The organism is Botrimarina colliarenosi, assembly GCF_007859955.1.
In the GTDB taxonomy this organism is placed as follows: domain Bacteria; phylum Planctomycetota; class Planctomycetia; order Pirellulales; family Lacipirellulaceae; genus Botrimarina; species Botrimarina colliarenosi.
On the sequence record NZ_SJPR01000004.1, the window covers coordinates 34,284 to 48,358 of the forward strand.

Consider the following 14,075-nt stretch of genomic DNA (forward strand, 5'->3'; position numbering starts at 1 on the left):
CGCGTGATGCGCCGCCTGTACCTCGACAACGCCGCCACGAGTTGGCCCAAGCCCGACGCCGTCTACGACGCGGTCGACGATTGGCAGCGTCGCGTCGGCGCGTCCTACGCCCGCGGCGCCTCCGCCGCGGCGGACGAGACGCGAGCGATCGTCGACCGCGCCCGGCGGTCCGTCGCCCAACTCCTTGGCGAGAGCGATCCGCGCCGCGTTGTGTTCACCAACAGCGGCACTGATTCGCTCAACTTGGCTCTGCGGGGACTGCTCCGGGCGGGAGATCACGTTGTCTCGACCGTCTGCGAGCACAACGCCGTGCTGCGGCCGCTGGAGTTCCTCTGCACCGAAGGGGTCGAGACGACCTGGGTCGGGTGCGACAGCGAGGGCGTCGTCTCGGTTGACGAAGTCGCCGCCGCCCTGCGGCCCGAAACCAAGTTGATAGCGATCGTCCACGCCTCGAACGTCACAGGAGCGATCCAACCCGTGGAAGAGGTGGCGAGCTTCGCGAAGTCGCAAGGGGTGCGTTTGCTCGTGGATGCGGCGCAAACGCTCGGTCGGCTGCCACTTGATGTGCGTTCGCTCGGCGCCGATCTGATCGCCGCCCCGGGCCATAAGGGACTCTACGGACCGCTCGGAACGGGCGTGCTCTGGCTGGCGCCCGGTATTGAGGAGGACCTCCGGCCGCTGCGACTCGGCGGCGCCGCCAGCGGAGGCGATCGCCTCGAGATGCCCGAGACGCTGCCCGACAAGTTCGAGGCCGGCAGTCTCAACGCGCCGGGCCTCGCCGGACTCGCCGCGGGCGTTGAGCACGTCCTCGCGACAGGCGTGGAGGCGATCCGGCAGCGAATGACGGACGCCCGCGGGCGTCTCGCCTCTGGACTCGCCGCGATGGATGGCGTGCGGGTCTATGGCCCGAGCGAGCCCCTCCGCCAAGCGGGCGTTGTGAGCTTTTCCACCGAGGGATACGATCCTCACGAGCTAGCGATGCTGCTGGCAAGCGTCGGGGGGATCGAATGCCGTGCCGGCCTGCACTGCGCGCCGCGAATGCACGCGGCGCTCGGGACGGCCCGCCAAGGCGGACTGGTCCGCTTTAGCCCCGGCCCCGGTACGACCGATTCCGAAATCGACGCCGCCGTGACAGCGGTCGGACGCCTCATCGCGTCGCCCCTCACGTAGCCCGAACCGAGACGAACGATGGCGAAAGACGACGCGTCCAAGCAGCCTTGGCACCATGACGGGCTCCGCTTTACTTGCACCGAATGCGGCGACTGCTGCACGGGCGAACCGGGGTACATCTGGCTCAACAAGGCCGAAATCGCCGAGATGGCCGAGCGGTGCGAGCTACCGGTCGATGAGTTCGAGGCCGAGTACGTCGTCACGATAGGGGTCCGCAAAAGCCTCCGCGAGCGCGGCAACGGCGACTGCGTAATGCTCGACGCGGAGAGCCGCAAGTGCACGGTCTACACAGCCCGCCCCCGCCAGTGCCGCACCTGGCCCTTCTGGGACTCGAACCTGAAGAGCCCGAAAGCCTGGGCCGAGACCTGCGCTGTCTGCCCCGGAAGCGGCAAGGGGAAGCTGTACTCGATCGAGGAGATTGAGGAGCGACGGAAGGTCATCCGTATCTGAAAGGGAGAGCGGTCCCATCAGTCCCCTGAGCGAAGGGCCCCTGAGCCGGGGGCGCAAGCCCTCGGAGGCACCCGGGTCCCCGCTATCACTCCGAGGGCTCGCGCCCCCGGCTCAGGGGAGCCGATTTGGCGCCATTTCCGTTCTTCGCAGAAACCTTGGCGGGTTAGTTAAAGCGTGCCGGTTATGCCGTCGATAACGATCGTGACGGCGCCGACTTGCCCGGTGGGAGAGGAAGGTCTGTTTGCCGTCACTCGGTGCGAAGTGCTTATGCTGAAAGGCTTTACGTCGTTCAGCGAGGGACTCCCGCCCCAGTAACCCAACCAAATCGTCGTAAATCGTTAATCACGTGTCACTTGCGTCGCTACCGCCGCGATCCCGACAAGCCGCTTTTGAGCGGTCTGTGAGGGCGTCAGCAGGCCGGTCTGCGGTGACGAATGTTGACACTAATCGTTGCCAGACTTACACTTGGGACGACAGAGCCAACCCAAGAAAGGGTCCGTCGAGCCTCCAAATCGCCCCCCTCAGCCGTCGATTGACGAGCGGGTGGCGAGCGACGGACAGCGCCTTTCCAGCCGGGGAGTCGGTCGTGACCAAAAAAGAGATTGTCAGGACGATCGCCGACGAGATCGGACTGACCCAACTCAAGACGAAAGAGATCGTCCAGAAGACGTTCGACGCCATTGTCGAGACGCTGGTCGAGGACCGTCGTATCGAGCTGCGGAACTTCGGCGTCTTCGAAGTGAAGCAGCGGGCCGCTCGCAAGGCGCGGAACCCCCGCACCGGCGAGAAGGTCTCGGTCCCCGAGAAGTTCGTCGTCACGTTCAAGCCCGGCAAAGAGATGGAAGAGCGGGTCCGGGAGCTCGAACGCCGCGCAGCCGAAGAGGCCGCTGAGCGCGAGCGTGCCGAGGCCGAAGCCGCGGCTCAGCAAACGACTTACGGCGCGCCACCAACGAGCCATGGTCCTGCTAGTAGCAACGGCGCGGCGAACCTCGGCTCACCCGCTACGACCAACTACGGAAACTACGATCGCCCGTCCCATGACGCGGCTGGTCCGTGACAAACTGCTGCTAACTGCTTTTTCGACAACGACTTACGAGCCCAAGCACGCGATCTCGAACCGAGCACGGACGCCCGACCGACCTCGCCAACGTCTCACTCGCTAAGCCCAACCAGCCCGGAAGCTAACGGCGCCCTCCTGGCGCCGCACTCAAGGAGGAGTGTCCCCCATGCGACCCGTCTCGCGACCTCGTCTACGGCTCCTGCGTCCCCAAGCCTGGCTACTGGGTTTGCTGGCTGCCCTCACGCTCTCATCGAGCACCGGCTGTCTCATCCCGATGTATTCGGCTGACCCGGCCCGCCGGGCCCAACAGCTGCTTTACACGTCGGAAGACCTCCGGACATTCCTCGACGAATGGGAACGCGTCTGGTTCCTCGACTCGCCGAGCCACATGAAGCCGTACCGCACCAGCGGTCTGGTTCTGTAAGGCGTCAGAAGGCATTCACAGGCGGCACGCTACCGGCAGGCGCCGGTGCTGCCGCTAGGACGCGTCGCGCGGGCCGGGTAGGCTCTTGGGCTCTCGCCTACCCCGCTCGCCGCGCTGTCCTCCTGCTGTTGCATGCCTCACGGCCCCGAAGCCCCGTCGCCCACCGCTCCGACAGACGTCGATCTGTCGGTCACGCTCGGCCGCTTGCAGTTGCCCAACCCCGTGCTGGTCGCCTCGGGGACGTTTGGGTACGCCCGCGAGCTAGCGTCGCTGGTCGACCTGTCGCGCCTGGGCGGAATCCTGCCCAAGACCGTTACCGCCACGCCGCGGCAAGGGAACGCCCCGTGGCGGACGGTTGAGACGACCGGCGGCATGCTCAACGCCATCGGACTCGACAACGACGGCGTCGACGCCTTCATCGAGTGCCACGTCCCGTATCTCGCGTCGGTCGGCTGCCCGATCATCGCCAGCGTCGCCGGCAAGACGCGCGAAGAGTTCGTTGAGCTGGTCCGCCGTTTCGACGCCGTCGATGCGGCCCACCGCCCCGCGGCGATCGAGCTGAACGTCTCCTGCCCCAACGTGTCGGGCGGCGTCGACTTCGGCAGCGACCCGGCCCTTTGCGAAGCCGTGGTCCGTGACTGTGTTGCGGCGAGTGACCTGCCTATCATCGCCAAGTTGACACCGAACGTCACGAGCATCGCCACCATGGCGAAAGCGGCCGAGGCGGGTGGCGCCGACGCCCTGAGCCTGATCAACACGGTCCTCGGCATGGCGATCGACTGGCGTAAGCGGCGCCCGCTGCTGGCGAACGTCGTCGGCGGCCTCAGCGGCCCCGCCATCAAGCCGATCGCCCTCCGCTGCGTCTGGCAGGCGAGCCAAGCGGTCCGCGCGCCAATCATCGGCGTCGGCGGCATCGCCAACATCAACGACGCAATGGAGTTCCTCGTCGCTGGCGCGAGTGCGGTGCAGCTCGGCACGGTGAACTTCTACCACCCCACCGCGTCGATGGAAGTGCTCGACGCCCTGCCGGCGGCGCTGGCCGAGATCGGCGCAACGAGCGTCAGCGCAATTGTGGGCTCGTTAAATCATTAAAGTAGATACGGGGATGGCGGCTTGGTGACGAACAAGAGGAGTTGCTTCGCGTCGCCGAATGCTGGCTGACCTGCCCCTGAGGAGATAAGGGAATGGTCGATTGGTGGGGCGTATGACAACGATCAAGTAAACTGTTTCGAAATGAATTGATTTACAGCTTCACGCCTCTTAGCGGTCCCGCATCGCCCCTCAAAGGCTCCATCACCATTATCTCCTTAGCAATCGCTCACCACCCATCGCCAGCCCGCAGCGCCTACGTCCTCACTTCACCGATAGTCCATCCCCCTATCTCCTTCTTCTTAAAACCACACTCCTAAAGACAGCGGCAAGATGAGAGCTCTCTCCGGCATCCAGCCCACCGGCCCCTTCCACTGGGGCAACTACTTCGGCGCCATCCAGCAGTACATCCAGCTGCAGGATGAGTGCGACGACGGCTCGTTTTACTTCATCGCCAACCTCCACGCGCTGACGACGGTGCGTGAGAAAGAGCGGCTACTAGAGTTCACGCTCAACGGCGCGATCGACTTGCTCGCCTTGGGGCTCGATCCCAACAAGGCGGTGCTGTTCGTCCAATCGGACGTGCCCGAAGTGAGTGAGCTCTGCTGGCTGCTGCTCACCGGCACGCCGATGGGGCTGCTCGAGCGCTGCGTCAGCTACAAGGACAAGCTCGCCAAGGGGATCAAGGCCGACGCCGGCCTCTTCACTTACCCCGTGCTCCAAGCGGCCGACATCCTCGCCTACGACGCGACGGTGGTCCCCGTCGGCGAGGACCAGCTGCAGCACATCGAGGTCTGCCGCGACCTGGCCCAGAGCTTTAATCACCACTTCGGCGAGACGTTCGTGCTGCCAAAAGGCAAAGTGCTCGACCAGTCGGCCCGCGTCCCGGGGACCGACGGCGAGAAGATGTCAAAGAGCTACAACAACACGCTCGCCGTGTTCGACGACGTGAAGCCGCAGCGCAAGCAGATCATGCGGATCCAGACCGATAGCCGGCCGATGGAGGACCCCAAGGACCCCGCGGGCGACGTGCTGTTCGACCTGCTGAAGCTCGTGGCGAACGACGAAGAGCTCGCCGAGTGGTCCGCCACCTACGCCCGCGGCGGTTTTGGGTACGGCGACGTCAAGAAGGCCTTGGCCGACGCGTCGGAACGCTACTGGGGCCCGGCCCGCGAACGCCGCGCCGAGTGGGCCGCCAAACCGGACGAAGTCCGCGAGATCCTCGCCGCCGGCGCCGCCAAGGCCCGCGAGCGCGCCGCCGCGACGCTGAAGCGGGCGCACGAGGCGTGTGGGGTGAAGGGGTACTAGAGTAAAGGGACCCCAGCCCAACCCTCCAGGAACCCGCCATGGAAAAAGAAGACCTCCGCGAACTTGCCCGCAACGCCTCCCGCCAGCCGTTCCGCATTCGGATGACGGGGGGCGAAACCTTTGACGTTCGCCATCAGGACTCTATCTCGGTTTCTGATTACCACGGCTCGGTCATTGTGGTCCAAGACGGCAAGGAGCATATGCATATCTTTACGCTGATGAACATCAGCACGATCGAGATGTTGCCCGCCCCCGTAACGCCGTCGAGCGCCACCAACAACTGAGGAGCCACGATGGACACGAACTCCACGCCGAACGGACCGCCAAGCCGGACGAAGTGCGCGCAATCCTCGCCGCGCGAACGCGCCGCCGCGACGCTCCGCCGGGCGCAAGACGCCTGCGGGCTCAAGAGCTGGTAGCTCACTCCTTCTCGACACCGAAGCGGTACAGCGCGTCGATTGTCCGGACGAGCAGCGTGTCGCCGACGATCGCCGGCGTCGCGTTGACTTCTTCGTCGAGTTCGATCCGGGCCAGCTCGCGGTACGCGTCCTCGGCGGCGAAGACAAAGCCCTCCCCCGCTTGGTTGAACGCGTAGATGCGGCCCGCGGCGGTGACCGGCGACGCCCAGAACGTCCCGCCGAGCCGCTTCGTCCATAGCGCCTCGCCGGTGGCTGCGTCGCGGCAGGCGGCGATGCCGCGGTCATCGGTCGTGTAGAGGCGCCCCTCCAGTAGCAGCGGCCCCGAGCGCTGCGGGACGTTGCGGCCTTCGTTCCACGCGACCTGTGTGTCGGTGACGTCGCCGTGGCCGTTGGGACGCACCGCCACGAGCGACATCGGACCGACGCCCCCCGTCACATAGACCCGTTCGCCGTCGAAGAGCGGCGGCGCGGCCGCGTTCATTCCGCCGTGCCGGATCCGCCAGAGCGGTTCGACCTCGGGCAGTTTGTAGGCGATCGTCTCGACTGCCGCGGGGCTGATCAGTTGCGCGACGCCATCGACCTCGATCACGCGCGGCGTGGCGTACGCCTTCTTGAGGTCGCCGTTGTCGACGCCGTAGTCGATGTCGCGTTCGCGTCGCCAAGCGGTCGCGCCCGTCTGCTTGTCGAGGCCAACTAGGAACTGGTGATCGACGCCGTCGAAGTGGACGATCAGCCACTCGCCATGGACGATCGGCGACGAAGCGGGCCCGCGAAAATCGTCGCTTACAAAGTCGCGCCGCTCCCAGAGTGTGGCGCCGGTCGCCGCGTCGAGACAGGCCGTGCCGTAGCTGCCGAAGTGGACGTAGAGCCGCCCCGGCTCGACGAACGACGTACACGACGCGTAGCTGTTGGTTGGGTGGCGGAACCGCGGCTCGGCGACCTCAAAAACGACGCGATCCCAAAGCACGTCGCCCGTTGCCAGTTCGAGGCAGAGCGCCGAAAGTCGCCTCCCGTCGTCGGTCGCCGTGGTGAGCCAGACCCGCTCGCCGAGCACCACCGGCGAGGACCATCCGCGGCCGTGCACCGCCGTCCGCCAGAGAACGTTTTGGTCGGGCCCGAACTCCACAGGCGGATTAGCGGTCTGGTTGACGCCGGTCCCCTCGGGGCCACGGAAGCGATTCCAGGCGGGCTCGTCGGCCTGGGCTATTGCGCCAGCTACGATCAATAGGACAAGAGCGGGGAAGCAGGATCGGATCATGTCGAGAAGTTTCGCGGAGGAGTCGCAGGCGGCCCTGTCGGCATGATGCAGGGTAGCTGATAATGCGGGCGATCGGCCACCATTGGCCCCCCGTAAGACCGAGCATCCCGCTTTATCCCCCTCCCTTTCAGGGAGGGGCTAGGGGAGGGTAACACGCATGCCGCACCACCACCGCCTCCCACCAAAAACAACTACCAACGCACGCAACCTCCGCCGCAACGCCACCCACCCCGAACAAGTCCTCTGGTACGCCCTCCGCAACCGCCAAGTCGCCGGCTACAAGTTCCGCCGCCAGCACCCCATCGGCAGCTACGTCATCGACTTCTGCTGTTTGGAAGCGAACCTCGTCATTGAGCTCGACGGGCGCAGCCACGAAGGGCGGGAGGAAGAAGACGCGGCGCGGCAGTCGATGATCGAGACGCTCGGTTTCCGAGTGTTGCGGATTGCGAACGACGATGTGCTGGACAACTTGGAGGGGGTGGTTGAGGTGATTGCTAAGTCGCTTGGTGCGGGAGACGGTTCACCCTCCCCTAGCCCCTCCCTGAAAGGGAGGGGGATAAAGCGACCTCGCTGACGCTGGTCGTTGGTTGTGAATAAGCTCTTAGAACCGCGACCCTAACCTGCTGACGATTGGCTCTCGGTAAGATCATGGCCAACAAGCAACTGCATCGTGTCTGGGACGAGTTCGATGACGGAATTTAGGTCATTTCGAGCCTGGCTTGCGGGCCGTTTCGGCAATAGGAGCGAAGCCATCAAACAGGGGCACATCAACGCAGCTAAGATCGACCAACGCAAATGGTCGAGACTGCAGACATCGTTTGTACAGCTCAACAGCGGTTGGAATGCTCATCCCGTTGATCCGAACGCGACAATAGCAATCGAGCACAACTTACTTAGGCTCGAAATCGACTGCGTCTTCGACGACCAAAACCTGGATCGAGGTACACAGCGCTTCGCGATCTCCTTTCCTAGCTGCTGGCGCTACCGACTTAGCGGCACGAACGACGAAGGCTGGTACGACGGTCAATGTCGCTTTTCGGGGGTCGCTCCGCAGTGGGGCGAATTCTATGAGGTAAAAGGTGACTTACGGCTCGATTGCCCGGTGTTAAGTTGGACTGCCGTTGCAGACGGGCCCGCGAAGGACTCGAGGCATTTCCTTTTTTACTTCAAAGACGAGACCTTCGAGTGCGACGCACTGGGATGGAATCGCGAGCCGGTTTCGCGTTTTGAAGCGTCGCAAGACTAGAAAATTATCCGCATGCAATTCCGAACCCGCTCCATCCACATCGGCCAAGAACCCGACCCCGCCACCGGGGCGGTGGTTCCGCCGCTGCACCTCGCCAGCACCTTCGTTCAGCCCGGCGCCGGGGAGTGGGGGGAGTACGACTACTCGCGCAGCGGCAACCCGACGCGGACCGCCCTGGAGACGACCGTTGCGTCGCTCGAAGGCTGTGGGCCGGACGGCGGGGCGATCGCCTTCTCGACCGGCATGGCCGCCACGGCGTGTGTCGTCGCTTCGCTGCGGTCGGGCGACCATCTGCTTGCCGGCAGCGACCTCTACGGCGGCACCTATCGGCTGCTCCACAAAGTGGCGAACCGGGCCGGCGTTGAGGTGACGCTCGCCGACGCCACCGACCTCGACGCGTTCGAGAAAGCGATCCGCCCCAACACGCGGCTCGTCTGGGTCGAGTCGCCCGGCAACCCACTGATGACGGTCGTCGACCTCGCCGCGGTCGCCGAGTTGGCCCACCGGCACGGCGCCCTGGCGGCGTGCGACAACACGATCGCCACCCCCGTGCTGTCGCGGCCGCTCGAGATCGGCATGGACATCGTCATGCACGCGGCCACCAAGTACTACGGCGGCCACAGCGACCTGATGGGGGGCCTGCTCGCGATGCGTGAGAAGGCCGTGTACGACGACCTCAAGTTCATCCAGAACGCGACCGGCGCCATCATGGGCCCGCTCGAATCGTTCCTCTGCTCACGCGGCACAAAGACCCTCGAGCTGCGGGTGCGCGAGCAGTCCCGCTCGGCGCAACACGTCGCCGAGTGGCTGCTGAGCCGGCCCGAGGTGTCACGGGTCCTCTACCCCGGCCTGCCGAGCCATCCGGGGCACGCGATCGCCAAGCGGCAGATGGACGGCGCGTACGGCGGCGTGCTGTCGTTCGAACTCACCGGCGGCGACGCGGCGGCGAAGCGATTTGTGAACGACTCGAAGCTCTTTGGCTTGGCGGTCAGCTTCGGCGCGGTCGAGTCGCTGATCTCGCAGCCCGCCACGATGTCGCACGCCAGCTTCTCGGCCGAAGACCGCGCGAAGTACGGCATCACCGACGGGCTGATCCGGCTGTCGATCGGCCTGGAGGCAGTAGAGGACCTGATCGCCGATCTGGAACAGGCTCTTGTGGCCGCAATTGGATAACCACAGAGGCACTGAGGGCGCGTAGCTTTTTTCGACGGGATTAACAGAATCGACAGGATGAGAGGTTAAAGAGAAATCCTGTTGATCCTGTAATTCCTGTCTAGTTCTTCTCTGTGCGTCCTCCGTGCCTCAATGGTTTCACTTTAAGGAAGCACCCATGCAACTCGGTTTCGTCTCCGCCATTCTGGCTGATCAGTCCCTGGAAGAAGTGCTGCGGTTTGCGGCGGGCGAGGGGTTCGACTGTGTTGAAGTACTCTGCTGGCCCCCCGGCGGGCCTGATCGCAAGTACGGCGGCGTCACGCACCTCGACGTAACTGACTTCACGCCGGCGAAAGCTGACGACACTCGGGCGCTGATCGACAAGCACGGCGTCGCGTTCTCGGCGCTAGGGTATTACTCGATTCCCCTATCGGCAGAGGAAGACCAAGCGACCGCGGCGATCGAACATCTCTACAAAGTGATCGACGCAGCGGCGATGCTAGGCCTGAAGGGGATCAACTCCTTCCTCGGCGCCAATCAGTTCAAGTCGATGGAGGAGAACCTCGCCAAGTTCGCCGAGGTGTGGCCGCCGATCGTGCGGCACGCCGAGGAGCGCGGCGTGCGGGTCGGCATCGAGAACTGCCCGATGCTGTACGCTAAAACGTGGCCGTTCGGGCTAAACCTGGCCCACTCGCCGGCCATTTGGCGGCGGATGTTCGAGATCATTCCGTCGCCAAACTTCGGGCTCAATTACGACCCGTCGCACCTGCGGATGCAATTGATGGATCCCGTGGCGCCGATCCGCGAGTTTGGGTCGAGGATCTTCCACACGCACGCCAAGGACATGCGGGTCGACCCGCATCGGCTTAATGATGTGGGGTCGTTCGCCCCGCCGATGGACCGGGCGACGGCCAAGCTGCCCGGCCTGGGGGACATCGACTGGGGCGCCTGGATCGGCGCGCTGGGCGACGCCGGCTACGACGGGCCGGTCTGCATTGAGGTCGAGGACGAAGCGTACACCGAGTCGCTCGAAGCGCGGCAGCGATCGCTCCGCATTAGCCGAAACGTCCTGCGGCCGCTGATTGGATAGATAGAGGTGAGCCGTCGGCGCTAGCCGCGGGTGAGCCCCAATCAGACGCTACCCGCGGCTAGCGCCGACGGCTCATTTTTCGAGCCTTCCCAACGCGTGCTGCCCGACGGTCACCACTTGGCGGTTGTGGGCGAGGGCGGCGAGCACGTCGCTGAGCAGTTCGAGCTTTACCGCACGCGGCAGCCTCATGCCGGGGAAGTAGGCCAGCTGCGGCTCGTCTTCTTCGCCGAGGAAATCGAGCGGGTGCAGCAGCAGCGAAGGGCCCACGCCCCGCAGTCGGCAGAGCCGCAGCGCCGTTCGCCAGTAGGCCCGCGCCGCGGCGGGTGACTTTTGGGCGAGGAACGAGACGTACGTGAAGTGGATCGGCGCCCGGCTGATCGGCATCGTTGTGACCGGGAGTTCCATGATGGGCCCCGCGGCGGTCTCGATCCGGTGGGGCCGTAAGGTCCGCAGGGCGTCGCTGAGCGAACTGAATCGTTGCTCGGGCGTTTCACTCTCCGGCTGCGGCTTGGCGGCGCGGAAGCCCGACAGCTTGACGTAGGCCCGGGCCAGCGGCCCGACGAACGTGGGGAAGACGCTCGCGTCGTACTGATAACCGCGGCGGACCAGGAGGGCCAGCAGCTCTGGCGACCACGAGAACCCCGGCGCCCGAAAGCCTATCGGCCGCTTGCCGGTGACGCGCGTGATCGCGATCTCGGCTTCGGCGACTTCCGCCTCGAGGGCGTCGCCGGTCAGTTTGTCGAGCCAGGGGAGGTGTTGCTCGCCGTGGTTGGCGACCTCGAATCCCGCAGCGGCGATTCGCTCGACCTCCCGGGCGCCGTCGTCGCGGTCGGCGTCCTCACCGACGACGAAGAACGTGCAAGCGAGCCCCCGTTCGCCAAGGAAGTCGGCGATCCGTGGCACCACTGCCGGCAGGTAACTCGGCCGCGCTTCCCAAGCCGCGTCGCCACGCGAGCGCAGGTAGGCCCACTTGTCGTCAAGGTCGAGCGAAAGGCTGGCGATTGGTAGCGGCATCGGTCAAACGAGCGCCGCGGCAAGCGGGCCGGCAAGCGCTTCGTCCGCCACCTGGATCGTCTCGTTGACGTTCAGGTTCCCCTTGAGGATCTGGGCCGAGTTCACCGCCCAGACGCCGGGAACGCCGGTCGCCACCGACGGCAGCCGCTCGCTGTAGCGGATCGTCGGCAACGCCATCACGCTGCGGACGCGGCTGAAGCGCATCGCCACGACATCATCGCGCGAGAAGTGCGGGTGCATCTTCTCCAAAGCCGCGAGCCACTCTTCACGCAACTCGTCGTCGGTGCGGTCGAAGAGGCGGTCGTCGGCCGGGCAGTACTTGGGCAGGTAGACGAGGTAGCGGCCCCCCAACTCGTCGGGGTCGACGATCGTGGTCATCTCGATGACGGCGGTGAGCGGCACCCAGCCATCGGTGATGTTGGTGACGTAGTAGTCGGTGATCGGCTTGCGGAGAAGCAGCGACGCGCAGACGATCCCTAGATACTCCACGCCGAAGTGTCGCGTCCGTTCTTCCTCGCTCATACCCGGCACGGCACGGGCGATCACCGGCGAAGGCGTTGTGAACGCGACCTGGTCAAAGTCGAGGCTCGATCCGTCGGCCAACCGAACGGCGACGCCCCCGGCGGGCTTGGCGCTCGCCTCGGCGACCGCGGCGTCGGTCAAGATATCGACACCGTTCTCCTCGAGCGTCTCGGCGAGGGTCTGCAGGATGCGGGGGTAGCCGCCGCGGACGTAGCCGAACATCTCTTTCTTATGGCCGGTCCGCCGGGCGGCGTACATGCGGCTGATGTGGGCCCAGATGAACGCGGCCGACACCCGCGTGTGGGCGTCGCCGAGCTTCGCTTTGAGCAGTGGCAGCCAGACCTTCTCGAACGCTCCTCGGCCCGACCATTTGCGGAGCCAGTCGGTGACGGGGATCTGCTCGAGCCGGCGCCAATTGCGGATCTTCGACGCGCCGAAGATCGTCATGCCGAGGCGGAACTTCTCAAAGAGCCGCAGCGGTGGGAACGTGAGGAACTCTAACGTCGATGACATGGAGTGCATCTTGCCGCCGCTATAGAAACCGGTCTTGGTCTCGACCCACTGGAGGTCCTCGGCGAGGCCAATCTCCGCCAGCAACTGACGGAGCCGCGTGTCGGAGAGGAGCGTCACATGGTAGTGCCGGTCCCAGGTGACATCGCGGCCGGTCTCTTCGTCGTGCAGTTCCCACGGGCTCGCGAGGCCGCCAAGTTCGGGGCTCGCTTCGAGCACGGTGACCCGCTTGCCACGCTTGGTCAACTCGTGGGCGAGCGCGAGGCCGAGCATGCCGCCGCCGACGACAGCCCAGTGCTGGCGGTTTTCGGCGGCGACCCGCGGTGAAGCAACGGGGGGGGCGGGATGGGCTTCGATCGTTTTCACGGCAGGGATGGCAGAAGGAGAGACGGGTTCGCTAGTGAGCAAGGGGGACGCCGAGACGTCGCGCGCGCGGAGTGCTCCCGCTCACGCGACGGTGAGGCGTCCTCCGAACCGAAGGGACTACGCGCCCCGCAGCCGGCGCCGGGCGACGAGCGACAACGTCTGCCGAACCGTGCGCCAGACCCGCATCTTGCTGACGCCCCCCTTCTGGTCGTAGCGGAGCACCATCGGGGCTTCGCCCATCACGACCGGACCGCCGTTCACTCGCAACCGACGTAGCTTCAAGAGCACGTCCACCATGCAAGAGAAACCTTGCTCACTGACAAAACGGTCGCCGTAGTAGTCAATCGCCGCGGCGAGGGGCTCGACGCGATAAGCGCGGAAGCCGCACGTGTAATCCCTCACGCCGGGGATCGGTTGCATGATCTTAAAGACCCATCGCGCCGCGACGCTCAGCAGAACGCGATCAAAAGGCACGCCGATCACCCGAGCCCCGGGCTGAAACCGTGACGCGATCACGACGTCGTGCCCTTCGGCAATCATCTGCAACAAGCGGGGGATCAAACCGGCGGGGTGCGTGTTGTCCGAGTCCATCGTGATGACGATGTCGCCCGGCGCCGCGTGATCGACCGCGTCGACGAGGCCGGTCCGCAAGGCGGCGGCGAGGCCCTGGTTCTGTTCGTGTTGGACGAGCCGCACCGGCATTGAGAACGACGCCCGGCTGGCGATGGCCGCGGTGTCGTCGCTGCTGCCGTCATCGACGACGACAATCTCATGGGGTAACCCCGCCGCCCGGAGCGTGGCGTGCAGCGAAATGAGCAACGGCTCGAGCGCCTCGGCCTCGTTGTAGGCCGGCAAAGCGACGCGGATGGTCGCCGTCGACGGCGTGGCGGTTGACTTTCGGACCGAGCCGTCGGCGACGCCGGCGTCGGCTGCATTCACGGCCGGTCGTGTCAGGGTCGCCGTGTCGCCGCTTTCAAAGTTGTGCATCAAAGGAGGG

At 65.4% G+C, this 14,075-nt stretch carries 16 protein-coding genes; 12 read left to right on the forward strand and 4 right to left on the reverse strand.

What is annotated here, in order from left to right; genetic code table 11:
- Positions 1–6: 6 nt before the first annotated feature.
- The 8 genes from Pla108_RS14205 (at position 7) to Pla108_RS21480 (ending at position 5,920) form a co-directional block, all read left to right on the forward strand.
- Positions 7–1,170 (forward strand): aminotransferase class V-fold PLP-dependent enzyme, encoded by a 1,164-nt coding sequence (locus Pla108_RS14205; RefSeq protein ID WP_146445637.1) that lies wholly within the window; start codon positions 7–9, stop codon positions 1,168–1,170.
- Between the two features lie 18 nt (positions 1,171–1,188).
- Positions 1,189–1,620, forward strand: coding sequence for a YkgJ family cysteine cluster protein (locus Pla108_RS14210; protein WP_146445638.1), 432 nt, complete (start codon positions 1,189–1,191; stop codon positions 1,618–1,620).
- Between the two features lie 586 nt (positions 1,621–2,206).
- On the forward strand, positions 2,207–2,677 hold the full coding sequence (locus tag Pla108_RS21350; protein WP_146445639.1) for an HU family DNA-binding protein: 471 nt from the start codon (positions 2,207–2,209) through the stop codon (positions 2,675–2,677).
- Between the two features lie 169 nt (positions 2,678–2,846).
- Positions 2,847–3,104: a hypothetical protein gene (locus Pla108_RS14220; RefSeq protein WP_146445640.1), complete on the forward strand. Its 258-nt coding sequence runs from the start codon at positions 2,847–2,849 to the stop codon at positions 3,102–3,104.
- A 132-nt stretch (positions 3,105–3,236) separates the two neighbouring features.
- Positions 3,237–4,196: a dihydroorotate dehydrogenase gene (locus Pla108_RS14225; protein ID WP_146445641.1), complete on the forward strand. Its 960-nt coding sequence runs from the start codon at positions 3,237–3,239 to the stop codon at positions 4,194–4,196.
- Between the two features lie 330 nt (positions 4,197–4,526).
- Positions 4,527–5,501: a tryptophan--tRNA ligase gene (gene trpS / locus Pla108_RS14230; protein WP_146445642.1), complete on the forward strand. Its 975-nt coding sequence runs from the start codon at positions 4,527–4,529 to the stop codon at positions 5,499–5,501.
- Between the two features lie 38 nt (positions 5,502–5,539).
- Positions 5,540–5,785 (forward strand): hypothetical protein, encoded by a 246-nt coding sequence (locus Pla108_RS14235; protein WP_146445643.1) that lies wholly within the window; start codon positions 5,540–5,542, stop codon positions 5,783–5,785.
- A gap of 9 nt (positions 5,786–5,794) precedes the next feature.
- Positions 5,795–5,920 carry a hypothetical protein gene (locus tag Pla108_RS21480; RefSeq protein ID WP_261342526.1) on the forward strand — a complete coding sequence of 42 codons (126 nt, stop codon included), beginning with the start codon at positions 5,795–5,797 and terminating at the stop codon, positions 5,918–5,920.
- 1 nt (position 5,921) lies between these two features.
- On the opposite strand, the gene Pla108_RS14240 is transcribed toward Pla108_RS21480, so the two are convergent.
- Positions 5,922–7,178: an outer membrane protein assembly factor BamB family protein gene (locus Pla108_RS14240; protein ID WP_146445644.1), complete on the reverse strand. Its 1,257-nt coding sequence runs from the start codon at positions 7,176–7,178 to the stop codon at positions 5,922–5,924.
- 157 nt (positions 7,179–7,335) lie between these two features.
- On the opposite strand from Pla108_RS14240, the gene Pla108_RS14245 reads away from it, so the two are divergent.
- From Pla108_RS14245 to Pla108_RS14260, 4 genes are all read left to right on the forward strand, one after another.
- Positions 7,336–7,752: an endonuclease domain-containing protein gene (locus Pla108_RS14245; protein WP_146445645.1), complete on the forward strand. Its 417-nt coding sequence runs from the start codon at positions 7,336–7,338 to the stop codon at positions 7,750–7,752.
- A 114-nt stretch (positions 7,753–7,866) separates the two neighbouring features.
- Positions 7,867–8,424 carry a hypothetical protein gene (locus tag Pla108_RS14250; protein ID WP_146445646.1) on the forward strand — a complete coding sequence of 186 codons (558 nt, stop codon included), beginning with the start codon at positions 7,867–7,869 and terminating at the stop codon, positions 8,422–8,424.
- Positions 8,425–8,436: 12 nt separating this feature from the next.
- Positions 8,437–9,597: a trans-sulfuration enzyme family protein gene (locus tag Pla108_RS14255; protein WP_146445647.1), complete on the forward strand. Its 1,161-nt coding sequence runs from the start codon at positions 8,437–8,439 to the stop codon at positions 9,595–9,597.
- A 157-nt stretch (positions 9,598–9,754) separates the two neighbouring features.
- Positions 9,755–10,666: a sugar phosphate isomerase/epimerase family protein gene (locus Pla108_RS14260; protein ID WP_146445648.1), complete on the forward strand. Its 912-nt coding sequence runs from the start codon at positions 9,755–9,757 to the stop codon at positions 10,664–10,666.
- A 72-nt stretch (positions 10,667–10,738) separates the two neighbouring features.
- Here the strand turns inward: Pla108_RS14260 and Pla108_RS14265 are convergent, their stop codons facing one another.
- The 3 genes from Pla108_RS14265 to Pla108_RS14275 all read right to left on the reverse strand — a co-directional run bounded on the left by Pla108_RS14265 (position 10,739) and on the right by Pla108_RS14275 (position 14,065).
- Entirely contained in the window at positions 10,739–11,680 is a 942-nt protein-coding gene (locus tag Pla108_RS14265; RefSeq protein WP_146445649.1) for a polysaccharide deacetylase family protein, read from the reverse strand.
- 3 nt (positions 11,681–11,683) lie between these two features.
- Positions 11,684–13,078 (reverse strand): NAD(P)/FAD-dependent oxidoreductase, encoded by a 1,395-nt coding sequence (locus Pla108_RS14270; RefSeq protein WP_197526562.1) that lies wholly within the window; start codon positions 13,076–13,078, stop codon positions 11,684–11,686.
- A 117-nt stretch (positions 13,079–13,195) separates the two neighbouring features.
- A complete protein-coding gene (locus Pla108_RS14275) occupies positions 13,196–14,065 on the reverse strand; it encodes a glycosyltransferase family 2 protein (protein WP_197526563.1) in 870 nt (289 codons plus the stop codon).
- Positions 14,066–14,075: the final 10 nt, after the last annotated feature.